A 12,304-nucleotide genomic window follows, 5' to 3' on the forward strand; every position below is an offset into this window, starting at 1 on the left:
AGGCAGGGGCAGACTTACCCTTATTTACAGCTCCACCCTTTTTACCAACTGTTTTAGGGCTATTAACATTTCTGTTGCCAGAGTTACGGCCTACTGCTGTTCGGTTTGCACCGTTACTGCCCGCGCTCAACCTAGCACCGTCCCAGGCTTCATAACACCGCCACGGCTAAAATCCGCAGCGCTCATCGCTTTCTTCCCAGCAGGCTGAACAGTAGTCAACAGCAGACTTCCGTCACCAGTCTTCACTTCGACACCTTGCTCAGTGACCGAAAGTACCGTTCCAGGCGCACTGTCGCTTGATTTCTGCTCAACAGGAATTTTAGAAGACCACACTTTAAAGGTCTCGCCATTCCAGAGTGTAAACGCACCGGAAAAAGGTACTAATCCACGAATTCGATTATAGTTATCACGTGAGCCAGCGTTCCAATCCAACCGCTCATCCTCACGACTTAAGTTAGGTGCAAAGGTTGCCTGACTATCGTCTTGCGGGGTTGCTTGAATTCGTCCGTTCACTAATCGCGGCATTTCAGATTTCAAGAGATCTCGTCCAGCAAGGCTGAGCTTCTCGAACATCGTGCCTGAAGTATCCTCGTCCTCAATAGCCACTTCGACACGTGAAATCATATCGCCAGTATCCAGTCCTTCGGCCATATACATCAGGGTAACACCGGTAACTTTCTCACCGTTAATGATACTGCGTTGAATCGGTGCGCCGCCCCGGTATTTAGGAAGCAGTGAACCATGAACATTTACGCAACCATTACGCGGTAAATCTAATACCGCTTTAGGCAAAATCTGACCATATGCAGCTGTAACAATCAGATCAGGCTCATATGCAGCTAACTCTGCGACAGCCTCAGGTTTACGCATCCGTTCAGGCTGAAGCACAGGTAGACCGAGGGATAATGCGGCTTCCTTAACTGGTGAAGGAGCCAAAATCTTTTTTCTGCCCTGCGGACGATCTGGCTGGGTGACTACAGCTACAACTTCATAGCCTTCATCAATCAGCATTTGCAAGCTTGGAACCGCAAAGGCTGGTGTTCCCATGAATACAATCTTCATATCCTTCACTCCTCAATCTCGTTGCGTTCTGCAGTCATCTCATATACCTTTTCAGCGATATCTGTAAAGAGCACTCCATTCAAATGGTCAATCTCATGCTGAAAAGCCCGTGCAAGTAAACCACTGCCGGTAATCGTAATTTCTTTACCTTCACGGTTAAGACCACGTACGGTTACTGTCTCCGCGCGGCGTACATCACCATTCAAGCCGGGAATACTAAGACATCCTTCAGGTCCAAGCTGCTCGCCTTCTGTACTGATGATTTCCGGATTAATCATTTTGATCAGCCCGTGCTCTTCATCCGCATCCACCACAATTAGGCGCTTTAATATGCCAACTTGCGGAGCTGCTAGGCCCACACCTTCAGCGTCATACATTGTATCAGCCATATCATCAAGCAATTTTTTTACATTAGGTGTAACTACAGTTACTTCTTTAGCTATTTTGTGCAACACTTCATCCGGTTCCTTAACAATCATACGTATCGCCATTTCAAACACCTTCCCGTTCTGAACATCTCTATATTTAGAGTTTATTGATAAAGCTCATTTTTTACATTGTAACATGATACCGATTTACATCAACATTTGGGGATCAACATCTATGCTGATCTGAAGTCCTGCATCTCGTACAGAATCCTCTAACTCCTCAGCCACTTGTCGAACAAGTCCAATCACATCGATGGCGCCGCGCCATTTTATCATACATTGGAATCTATATCTACCCTTTAAGCGAGGGATCGGTGACGCCACAGGACCCAACAGATCAAGTACATCGGTAGTTAGCTTATCCAGACTTCCATACCATCTTAGATTTCTGGCCTTCCCCTGCAAATTCATTGCGTAATTCTCTGCCATACGTAGTAGAAGCGGTAACTGCTCATGGGATAACGTGACGAGTATTAGCCTGCAATAAGGCGGATAATGTAACCCTCTGCGATGCTTCAACTCTTCCCTTACAAAAGAAAGATAGTCATGCCCGCTAGCATGAATAATAGAATAGTGCTCAGGTGTATAGGACTGAACAACCACCTCACCCGGAAGCTGATGCCGACCTGCTCTCCCTGCAACTTGTGTAAGCAATTGGAATGTTTTCTCCGCTGCACGAAAATCGGGCAGGTTCAACGCTGAATCTGCTGTGATCACGCCAACAAGTGTTACATCAGGAAAATCCAGTCCCTTTGCTACCATCTGAGTGCCCAGCAGTACGTCCGCTTTTTTATCTCTAAATTGGTTTAGCAGCTTCTCATGTGAACCCTTTTCAGTAGTCGTATCCACATCCATACGAATCACGCGTATGCCCGGAAACAGCTTACCAAGCTCTTCTTCCACACGCTGTGTCCCCGTTCCAAAGAACCGGATATGCTCACTCCCACACTCTGGACAAAGCTTAGGTGCTGGCTCTGCATGACCACAATAATGACAACGCAGATTATCACTACGACTATGATACGTTAATGAAATATCACATTCCGGACAGCCGGCTACGTAGCCACAGCTCCGGCACATGACAAAGGTAGAGAACCCTCTTCGGTTAAGCAAAAGCACCGTCTGCTCTCCACGTTCCAGTCTTTCAGCCAATGCAGAATGAAGCTTCCGACTGAACATAGAGCGATTACCTTCTTTAAGCTCTTCCCGCATATCCACTACATTTACCTTCGGCAGCTCATTGCCAAGCGCTCGAGTAGGCATCTCTAAAAGTACAGGAGAAAAATGAATATCACTCTGCGCTCTGGAAGCATGATAACTCTCTAGCGATGGCGTGGCAGAACCTAAAATCACGGCTGCCCCACACTGCTCTGCTCTACGAATAGCAGCATCACGCGCATGATATTTCGGATTTTCTTCTTGTTTATAAGAAGTCTCATGCTCTTCGTCCATAATAATTAAGCCTAGATTAGAGAACGGTGCAAACACCGCAGATCGGGCGCCTACAGCAACCGTAGCCTTTCCTTCACGGATTTTGCGCCACTCATCGTAACGCTCACCAACAGACAATCGGCTATGCATGACCGCGACACCACTTCCGAAACGCCCTTTAAACCGCTCCACCATCTGCGGTGTTAAGGCGATTTCTGGGACGAGCACTACGGCTTGTCTCCCCTGATCCAAACAACGCTTGATACATTGCAAATAAATTTCCGTCTTACCGCTTCCCGTAACGCCATGTAACAAAAATACTTCATGGAGCTGCTCTTCTAGAGTTCGAGAAATACGTGTGTATACTATCTCTTGCTCTGCTGTAAGTAGCAGAGGCGTAGTAGGCTTAAAATCACGTCCTTGATAGGGGTCCCGATAGACTTCAATTTCACTGATTTCGATAAAACCTTTTTCCTCTAAACCCTTCACGGTACTTGCCGTTACTTGCAGTGCTGACAAGACTTCCTTAAGCGCCATTGGGAGTGTAGCTTCTCTTTCGATTAGAAAGCTTAGAACTTCCTTCTGACGCGCGGATTTTTTCGGGAATTTGCTCAAAGCCTCGCGCGCAGCCGTAATGCCTATCGCCAAATCTACTGCTTTCAGCTTCTTCTTGCCCATTTTATCTTTGATCGATTGGCTCTCAACAAGCACTCCACGCCGTAGCATGAATTTCACTGTCTCGGCAGCGTCCGGAAATGCACGGGTAAGCTGCTTCATAGAAACTTCGCCGCTCTGTCCAATAAATTCTGTAATGAGTCGTTCCTCATCCTCTGTATCGGCGAACATAGGGAACAATTCATCATCTGGAAATGCTGTCTCTTCTTCCACTTCTCCTAGCGAAATCAATCGCTCTGCCTTCCCCTTTAGTGCGGTGGGCAGCATCGCTTGCAGTGCTGAAATTCTTCTGCATGCATATCTTTTACTCATCCAGTCCGCTAGCTCAACTAATTCAGGAGATAAAGGCGGAAGCAAATCGAGCACTTCTTGAATAGGCTTAAGACCAGGATTCACTATTGTCTCTCCTGACTCTAATGAAACGACAAATCCTTGCACCGTACGATGTCCAAACGGAACCGCCACTCGGCTACCTACTTCAATCCATAGCTTAAGTGATTCAGGAATACTATAATCAAATGGTCGGTCAGTGCTGCGTACAGGCACATCCACAATGACCTTGGCAATATCCATTATAATGAAGCTCCAGAAATCCGGTCTGCTACAACTGTCAGCAAACGACGAGCGACCTCATCCTTCGATAATTGCGGCAATTCAAGCACCACTCCGTTAACATCGTATATCGAAACAATATTCGTATCCGATCCGAATCCGGCTCCTGCAGCCGCTACATTGTTAGCAACGATAAGATCGCAGTTTTTTCGGACCAGCTTGTCCATTGCATAAAATTCCGTATCGCCCGTCTCCGCTGCAAAGCCGATCAAGAACTGCTTATCCTTGTTCTTACCAAGCGTTTCCAAGATATCTGTTGTTTTTATAAGCTCCAGTGTCAGCGTATCTCCACTTTTTTTAATCTTAGAAGGTTCACTATGTTTAGGTCGGTAATCCGATACAGCAGCAGCCTTGATCATGATGTCACAGCTGTCCCACAGCGCAGTAACCGCTTCATACATCTCTTGTGCAGATTGGACACGAACAACAGACATATCCGGGTCTTGCGGAGGCGCTTCATCTGTTCGCGCAGCAATCAAAGTAACCTCAGCGCCCATAGCACGTGCAGCACGTGCCAAAGCAAACCCCATTTTACCGGAGGAATCATTGGAGATATAGCGTACCGGATCAATTCGTTCTACTGTGCCTCCTGCGGTAATGACAATCTTATTACCTTTGAGAGGGCCAGACTTCACGCTTTCCTGCAACGCAAAGAAATCCTCAATATAACTTACAATCGTCTCCGGCTCCTCCAACCGACCTTTACCCACATAACCACAGGCCAGCAGACCTTCCCCAGGCTCAATAAACTGAACCCCTCTACTAGCGAGGATATTCAAATTATTAAGTACTGCGGGATGCTGATACATATGGACATTCATAGCCGGTGCGACCATTATAGGTGCTGTAGTCGCGAGTAACGTAGTGGACAACATATCATCCGCAATCCCGTGCGCCATTTTGGCAATAATATTCGCAGTTGCTGGTGCTACTAACACAAGATCAGCCGAATCTGCCAGATCAATATGTGAAATAGAGGACGGATCTCTCTCTTGGAATGTATCACTATATACTCGTTGCTTCGACAGTGACTGTAGAGTTAATTCTGTAATGAACTGCTTCGCCGAAGCGGTCATAATGACATGAACCTCGGCTCCTTTTTGGACAAGCTTACTGGTCAGGGTCGCTGCTTTGTAAGCGGCAATTCCTCCTGTAATCCCTAGTAAAATAGTCTTCCCCTTCAAGCTCTTCAACATGATCTCCCCCCTGTTCCCTACTCTTACAACGAATGATCTATTTCAATACTTCTTATATTTCGAAAAAAAATAACAACCTTCCGGTTGTCAGAAACAGCCCGGCTTTGGGCTATCATCATAAATTAAAGACCCATAATTACTCCATAACCCAAGAAGAAACGGCATCGCCTCATAACAAATAGGCGGTTTCCGTTTCTGCAAAAGGTCATATTTAAATATGCTTGAGACTACTCTTCACCAGGGGTAAGAGTAATACGATCTTCGTAAATTTCTTCAAGAGCAACACCGACAAATTTGTGGGATCTAGGATTCTTAACATCAGTCTTGCCACCCTCACGCAATTGTCTAGCACGACGTGCTGCGGCTACAACGAGCGAATACTTACTGTCAACCTTGGTCATCATTTCATCAATGGATGGATATAGCACAGGAACACCTCTTCATAGTTTACTGTTATTACAATCAGGCATGCAGCATAGATTATCTAACTTTACAATGTTCGGCGATAATAATGCTTTGTATTCTCTTACAGGCCAAATCAATCTCATCATTCACTACAGCATAATCATAATGCTGCATAAGGTTGATCTCATCTTCCGCTACAGTCATGCGGTGATCGATCACATCTGGATGTTCAGTACCCCGTCCGCGTATGCGATCCTTCAACTCATCCATGGAAGGTGGAAGAAGGAACACAAAAATACCTTCAGGAAATTTCTCTTTGACTTTGAGAGCGCCTTGAACCTCAATTTCGAGAATAATGTCTTTGCCGCTATCGAGAGTTCTCTCTACAAAATCCCGTGGAGTACCGTAAAAATTACCTACGTATTCCGCGTATTCAAGCAATTGATCGGCTTCGATCATTGCCGCAAATTCCTCTTTGCTTTTGAAAAAATAGTTCACGCCATCTTCCTCACCCGCACGTGGACTGCGAGTAGTAGCAGAAACTGAGTAGACAAGTTCGGGCATCTTCGGTCGTAGCGCAGTACAAACAGTACCTTTACCTACGCCGGAAGGTCCGGATAATATGATGAGCAATCCTTTTGACATAATACACTCCATTTAGTTGTTATTCGTCGTTGTCGTCATCTTTACTGGATAAGCGATGCGCCACGGTCTCCGGCTGTACAGCCGATAGGATGACATGATCACTATCTGTAATGATTACGGCACGAGTACGTCGGCCATAGGTGGCGTCGATCAACATATGCCGATCTCGAGCCTCCTGGATAATACGTTTGATTGGTGCTGATTCCGGACTGACGATAGAAATAATGCGATTGGCGGACACAATATTTCCAAAGCCAATGTTGATAAGTTTGATTGCCATGTTCCGGTAGTTCCCCCCATAAAGTTCTATGCTATTACCTGTTCCCCGTCACTCTATGTTTGCTGCTTGTTCACGAATCTTCTCTAGCTCTGCTTTCATGTCTAGCACAAGACCCACGAGTGTTAAATGATTGCATTTTGATCCGATTGTATTCGTCTCTCGGTTCATCTCCTGAATGAGAAAATCCAGCTTGCGTCCTACCGGCCCTTTCCCCTTCAGGAGGGTTCTACATTGTTCGAAATGACTGTACAACCGGGTCAACTCTTCATCAATATTACAGCGATCAGCAAAAATAGCGATTTCCATCCCGAATTTATGCTCATCAAAAGCGAACGTCCCGTCATTTAACTCATTTAATCGATGACGTAGTTTGTCACGATATTCAATGACTACAACAGGTGCAAGTTCAACCATTTCTGCATGCATAGTCTCCAGATGTTTCAGGCGCTGTTCAAGATCAGCGGCTAGAAAACTTCCTTCACGGGCGCGCATCTCCAGCAGAGACTGCAAACTCTGCTCAAGTCCCGTCTCCAACATTTCAGAGTAGTCCTCTAAGGCCGCAGACACGGCACCCGCAGCTTCATCTTTGCTTTCCATAATACCGGGTATAGAAAGTATATCACGTAGAGTCAACTCACCGGACAAACCATACTCGTTCTTAAGCTGATCTGCTGCCTTAAGATAAGTCATAACAGCAGAGCGACTTAGAACTGGCCCGGAAGACGTCTCATCGTGCTCCCTATTGATGGTAACATCTATCCTTCCCCGTTTGATGTGCTGCTGAACCTTTCTTCTCAGCACATCCTCATAACCCGTCCAATCCCGGGGCATCCGCAGTACAACTTCGCAGTATCGGTGATTCACCGATTTTACTTCGAACATAATCTTGTAGCCGCCGAATTGCAGGGACGATTGACCGTATCCGGTCATGCTAAATGACAACGGAATCACATCCATTACACTATTGTAATTGATTATTACTAGCGAAACAAGGGGGACAATTTACGACCTGATTTCTCCCATACATACTCCATCAGCTGTGCACTCATGTCATAGAACATGAACGGTGTCATCAGATAGATCCCATTGAAATGGGCTGTAGCAACATCTAGCAGTTCCTTCGCAATGGCGACACCTTCAGCTCTACCTGCTTCACCTTCAAGTCCCTTCATACGGTTCCGGACTTCATCGGTAAGCTGGATGCCTGGAACCTCATTATGCAGGAACTCTGCATTACGTCCGCTAGCTAATGGCATTACACCAATAAACACGGGAATTTCCAAATGTGCTGTAGCCTCAGCGATCTTCACGATAAGTTCCTGATCATAGACAGGCTGGGTCATAATATAATCAGCACCAGAGGCAATTTTCTTCTCCAGTCTCTGAACTGCCTTATCTAGATGTTTAACATTCGGGTTAAAAGCAGCACCGATTACAAAATTCGCTTTCTGTTTCAAAGGTTTACCTGAGAAGGAAATGCCATCATTCAACTGCTTAATCATTCGAATAATCTCAAAAGAGGTTAAATCGTAAACCGAACTAGAGCCAGGAAGATCCCCGAATTTCGCTGGATCTCCAGTCACCGCGAGCACATGATCAATTCCAAGCGCATCAAAACCCATCAAATGCGATTGGGTACCGATCAAATTACGGTCTCGACAAGCAATATGCACCAGCGGACGAAGTCCAGTTTTAGCGTGTACCAAATGACCTAAAGCCATATTGCTCATCCGTGTAACGGCTAGTGAGTTATCAGCGAGTGTCAGTGCATCCGCGCCTGCTCTTCTCAGCGCTTCTGCACCCTGCATAAACTTGGCGATATCCAGATCACGAGGAGGATCAAGCTCAACGATAACCGTATGACGTTCCTTTACAAGATCGACCAAGTTCGGCTCACGGCCATCGCTTCCTTCATCTTCGCCAAAATGCTCTTGCAGCGATACACGCTCCACTGTCAGAAGCGACGGCTCTGGAATTGGCTGTGGCACGTAATCTTTCAATGCGGCAGAAATTTCTGCAATATGCTGCGGAGTGGTACCACAGCAGCCCCCGATAATTCTGCAACCCATTTCTGCAAAAGTCACTGCCATCTGTCCGAAATATTCCGGTGAAGCCCCATACCGATATTCCCCGTCTACATAATCCGCTACACCTGCATTCGGATAGACCGAGGTTGGTAGTATTAGATTACCCTGTACAGCTTTTAGTGCTCTCTTAATTCCATTTGGACCAGTATTACAGTTAAAGCCGATGATATCTGCTCCGTCACCTTCTAAAATGCGAAAAGCCTCTGGTAGTGTCAATCCATCTAATGTACGTGCAGATTCATCCATAGCAAATTGGCAAATGACTGGGAGAGTACTATGTTTACGTACTGTTCTTAGCGCAAGATGCAATTCCTCAACATCGTAGAATGTTTCTAGCATAATGCCATCCACTTCTTCTTCTAACAATGCTGTAATCTGCTGTGTAAAATACTTCTTCAACTCTGCTCCAGAGAGATTTGCACGCTTACCGGCACGTATAGAACCCACAGCACCTAATACATATCCATTATCTCCAGCAGCTTTACGAGCGATTCTTACTCCGGCGCGGTTAATTTCTTCAACCTTCGACTCCAAACCATATTTGGACAGCCTGTCAAAATTCGCTGAGAAGGTGTTGCTTTCTAGCAGCACTGCCCCTGCATCGATATAGCTGCGATGAACATCTTCGATAACCCCAGGAGAAGTCAAATTCAATTCTTCGTAGGAAATGCCGACAGGGAAACCCTTCTGATATAAATAGGTACCCATCGCTCCGTCTCCGACCAATACTTTGTTTCCCCATGCGGAACGTAAATCCGGCTTCACCGCAAGATCCTCCCCTGACACATTAGTTTCATACTAATGTATCATAAATCGGTATGGATGATAAGCTTTCATAAGAAATGCAATCAGACACCCCATCCGGGTATGCATGATCAGGTATTAAAAGCTTCATACTAACGATAATATCAGTTAAAGGGAGCACCTCCAGTGAAGAAAAAAACAAGAAAATTTCTGATCCGAAAATACGCAGTGATTCTACTCTTATGTATTCTCTGCCTATTATATCTGTATCTGGGGGATTGGCTGTTTGGCTATGGCCTAGGCAATATTGGCTATATTCTAAATTACTTACTGTATACAGCCTCCGAGAAAGTCGCCGCCTGTATTTTGTTGCTATGCCTGATTATTCCCGATATCATAGCCTGGAAAACAGGGCATCAACCAGAACGAGGAGGGGAACTGTGACTTTTTATCGCTGTAATAATAATTAGGAGCAACGGAATCAACACCATAAAGAAGGGAAATTCCGTATATAGCAGTTTCCCTCCCTCTTCAATATGTTCTGTGAAGCTCCGTGCGTTCAGCATCGAACTGAACAGGATAATAAGAGCTACCGGATAAACCATTCTTCTGTAAGGTATCTTGAACAATTCTGATATCCCAATAAGTGCTGCCGCAAAAAAAACAGACAATTTGAAAAAAACACCGATTATTAGCACCATGACAATTAGAATATCCACACGTTGAATAAAGTCGGAGATAGATATCTTACTGATCGTAGGCATTAAGGGGAGCGGGGAACGCTTAACAATATCTGTACCAAGCACCGAGATATTCAGAATCATTGTCAGACTTAACAATATACCTGATACAAGCATGCCCGCAGCGATAACCCAAGGGCCCTTTTTAACGTTATTTAAATATGGCATTAGCATAGTAAAACAGATCATTTCACCAAAAGGAAACATGTAGTTTTGATGCAGAACAGAGGAAACAACGGGCTTAATTCCATTTTCCAAAACAGGGAGCAAACGGTTCAGATTAATGGAGCCCGAGAACATTAGCATGCTCGAACAAAATAATCCAATGAGTATCACAAGCACTGCAAACACCAACGAAGTTCGGGTCAACACCTCTAATCCTTTATGCAGTACATATGCACTTGATAATATCATTAGCATCGAGATAATGAATAACGGCGTTCGGTGCATGGTTGCCATAACCAGCATAGAGCTACCATCTCGCAGATCACGACCAGCCAAATTAAGAAATAACACGATATACGCTATGGATATCAACGAACCCACATATTTACCAAATAGTTGCCGGATATATGCCGTAAGGGGCAGATTCGGAAACTTTTTATAAAGATAGGCATATCCCGCAAAAACAATTAAACCTATTAAATTCCCCAGCAATATGGAAATCCAGGCATCCTTATCAGACTCCATTCCAAGATTCACTACCAGCGCGGTCCCTAGCTCAAACAACACTGTCAGGGTGAAAAATTGCAGTAGTCCTATCTTTATATTACCCATAGCTGCCCTCCTAAATTATCTTTTCTTTTTGGACTGAAAGGAATCACTCCGCATGTCGGTATGCCGAATAACTACATCCACGTCAAACTTGATCTCACAGGTTGTAAATATGCTATCCCAATGATCTTTCACTTGCTTCCAACCACGGGGATTTTCTCGTTCTACAGCTTCACCAAAGCCAAGATAATCGCTTTTTAACGAACGAGCTGCTGAGATAGCAGCATGTAACTTATCTTTGATATTCTGTTCAAGAAGTTCCGAAAGATTATTTAAGACCTTGGGATCTGTCAAATCCAAAGGACTAGGCGATTCTTTTAAACCAGCCTGCTCAGTGATATTTATTGTGATTACCGGATGCTCTGGATCCTTCGCATCAGCATGAATATGTACCTGAGATAAATACACAATGAATGATACATATTTATCCTCTCCAATCGAAACCACTTCAGGGATTTGAGTAATTTCATTCTTTATCAGGCTGGTGCCCACAGCTTCATCACCTTGCAGCCAGCCTTTCAGTTTATCCTCTTTAAATACAGCTAAATCTGTAACTCTAAGGAAGGCTTTCGGGTTTATATCATTCAAACTGTCGTTACTTCCTTTTTGGTCCAATTCACCAGTTACCATTACTCCATTTACGATAGGCCCTCCCCCTGGAATTTGAATACCGCGAATTATATCATCCACTTCCATCCGGTAATTGTATCCGTACTGTTTAGAGGTCGTCTGCAGCTTCTCCACTAGATCATTGGCAGGAATCTTGCCAAACGCAGTCATGGTCGTCATACTATCTATCGCTGGCTGTCCTTTGGATATAAAAATATAACTGCTTAGTCTAGTTTCACTTTCTCGTTCAAGCACATCCATCATATCTTTGATGCCTTCGCGAGCAAACTTCTCCGAAATTATGATCACTCGGATATGACCTAGTGACAAAAAACGTGCAGTCTGACGCGAGGCATTAGCCAACGCTTCAAACATAGTGCGGCCGCTGCCTTTATATACTACAACCGGTGAAACACCTCTAGCATTCTCACCCGAGATTTCATCAGCAATGATAACTTGGAAAGATAATACGTACTTTTCCGCTTCTGTTGGACCTCTATCAATAGCTACTCCAGAAACGACTGCCCTTCTATTTAACTCCACACTGTCCCAGCAGCCTGTAAGAATAAAAATTATCATGAAGCAAGGCAATAAGGATCCAATGAAAAAAAGGCGT

12 protein-coding genes are annotated in these 12,304 nt (G+C 44.9%); 1 reads left to right on the forward strand and 11 read right to left on the reverse strand.

The window, feature by feature from the left end:
* Positions 1-126: 126 nt before the first annotated feature.
* The 9 genes from fmt to NSS67_RS21415 form a co-directional block, all read right to left on the reverse strand.
* Positions 127-1,062, reverse strand: coding sequence for a methionyl-tRNA formyltransferase (gene fmt, locus NSS67_RS21375; protein WP_339315608.1), 936 nt, complete (start codon positions 1,060-1,062; stop codon positions 127-129).
* A gap of 5 nt (positions 1,063-1,067) precedes the next feature.
* Positions 1,068-1,553, reverse strand: a complete 486-nt coding sequence (def, locus tag NSS67_RS21380) for a peptide deformylase (RefSeq protein WP_339315609.1) — start codon at positions 1,551-1,553, stop codon at positions 1,068-1,070.
* 84 nt (positions 1,554-1,637) lie between these two features.
* On the reverse strand, positions 1,638-4,169 hold the full coding sequence (gene priA / locus NSS67_RS21385; RefSeq protein ID WP_339315610.1) for a primosomal protein N': 2,532 nt from the start codon (positions 4,167-4,169) through the stop codon (positions 1,638-1,640).
* Positions 4,169-5,404 (reverse strand): bifunctional phosphopantothenoylcysteine decarboxylase/phosphopantothenate--cysteine ligase CoaBC, encoded by a 1,236-nt coding sequence (gene coaBC / locus NSS67_RS21390; RefSeq protein ID WP_339315611.1) that lies wholly within the window; start codon positions 5,402-5,404, stop codon positions 4,169-4,171. The genes priA and coaBC overlap by 1 nt, the downstream gene beginning before the upstream one ends.
* 227 nt (positions 5,405-5,631) lie before the next feature.
* Entirely contained in the window at positions 5,632-5,832 is a 201-nt protein-coding gene (gene rpoZ, locus NSS67_RS21395; RefSeq protein WP_339315612.1) for a DNA-directed RNA polymerase subunit omega, read from the reverse strand.
* A gap of 52 nt (positions 5,833-5,884) precedes the next feature.
* On the reverse strand, positions 5,885-6,454 hold the full coding sequence (gene gmk, locus NSS67_RS21400; protein ID WP_339315613.1) for a guanylate kinase: 570 nt from the start codon (positions 6,452-6,454) through the stop codon (positions 5,885-5,887).
* Between the two features lie 19 nt (positions 6,455-6,473).
* On the reverse strand, positions 6,474-6,734 hold the full coding sequence (locus NSS67_RS21405) for a DUF370 domain-containing protein (RefSeq protein ID WP_006209218.1): 261 nt from the start codon (positions 6,732-6,734) through the stop codon (positions 6,474-6,476).
* 48 nt (positions 6,735-6,782) lie between these two features.
* Positions 6,783-7,676 carry a YicC/YloC family endoribonuclease gene (locus NSS67_RS21410; RefSeq protein WP_339320658.1) on the reverse strand — a complete coding sequence of 298 codons (894 nt, stop codon included), beginning with the start codon at positions 7,674-7,676 and terminating at the stop codon, positions 6,783-6,785.
* A 38-nt stretch (positions 7,677-7,714) separates the two neighbouring features.
* Positions 7,715-9,586, reverse strand: coding sequence for a bifunctional homocysteine S-methyltransferase/methylenetetrahydrofolate reductase (locus NSS67_RS21415; RefSeq protein ID WP_339315614.1), 1,872 nt, complete (start codon positions 9,584-9,586; stop codon positions 7,715-7,717).
* Between the two features lie 165 nt (positions 9,587-9,751).
* Here NSS67_RS21415 and NSS67_RS21420 point away from each other — a divergent pair, with 165 nt between their 5' ends.
* Complete coding sequence (locus tag NSS67_RS21420) at positions 9,752-10,009, forward strand: hypothetical protein (RefSeq protein WP_339315615.1); 258 nt, start codon at positions 9,752-9,754, stop codon at positions 10,007-10,009.
* Here NSS67_RS21420 and NSS67_RS21425 read toward each other — a convergent pair.
* Positions 9,982-11,082 (reverse strand): GerAB/ArcD/ProY family transporter, encoded by a 1,101-nt coding sequence (locus NSS67_RS21425; RefSeq protein ID WP_339315616.1) that lies wholly within the window; start codon positions 11,080-11,082, stop codon positions 9,982-9,984. The genes NSS67_RS21420 and NSS67_RS21425 overlap by 28 nt on opposite strands.
* Before the next feature lie 15 nt (positions 11,083-11,097).
* On the reverse strand, positions 11,098-12,267 hold the full coding sequence (locus tag NSS67_RS21430; protein ID WP_339315617.1) for a Ger(x)C family spore germination protein: 1,170 nt from the start codon (positions 12,265-12,267) through the stop codon (positions 11,098-11,100).
* Positions 12,268-12,304: the final 37 nt, after the last annotated feature.

Source organism: Paenibacillus sp. FSL R10-2734 (genome assembly GCF_037963865.1).
In the GTDB taxonomy this organism is placed as follows: Bacteria; Bacillota; Bacilli; order Paenibacillales; family Paenibacillaceae; genus Paenibacillus_AQ.

Coding starts and splice junctions, on each gene's coding strand:
- fmt (WP_339315608.1), bottom strand. CDS start 1,062: ATGAAGATTGTATTCATGGGAACACCAGCCTTTGCGGTTCCAAGCTTG.
- def (WP_339315609.1), bottom strand. CDS start 1,553: ATGGCGATACGTATGATTGTTAAGGAACCGGATGAAGTGTTGCACAAA.
- priA (WP_339315610.1), bottom strand. CDS start 4,169: ATGGATATTGCCAAGGTCATTGTGGATGTGCCTGTACGCAGCACTGAC.
- coaBC (WP_339315611.1), bottom strand. CDS start 5,404: ATGTTGAAGAGCTTGAAGGGGAAGACTATTTTACTAGGGATTACAGGA.
- gmk (WP_339315613.1), bottom strand. CDS start 6,454: ATGTCAAAAGGATTGCTCATCATATTATCCGGACCTTCCGGCGTAGGT.
- NSS67_RS21405 (WP_006209218.1), bottom strand. CDS start 6,734: ATGGCAATCAAACTTATCAACATTGGCTTTGGAAATATTGTGTCCGCC.
- NSS67_RS21425 (WP_339315616.1), bottom strand. CDS start 11,082: ATGGGTAATATAAAGATAGGACTACTGCAATTTTTCACCCTGACAGTG.
- NSS67_RS21430 (WP_339315617.1), bottom strand. CDS start 12,267: ATGATAATTTTTATTCTTACAGGCTGCTGGGACAGTGTGGAGTTAAAT.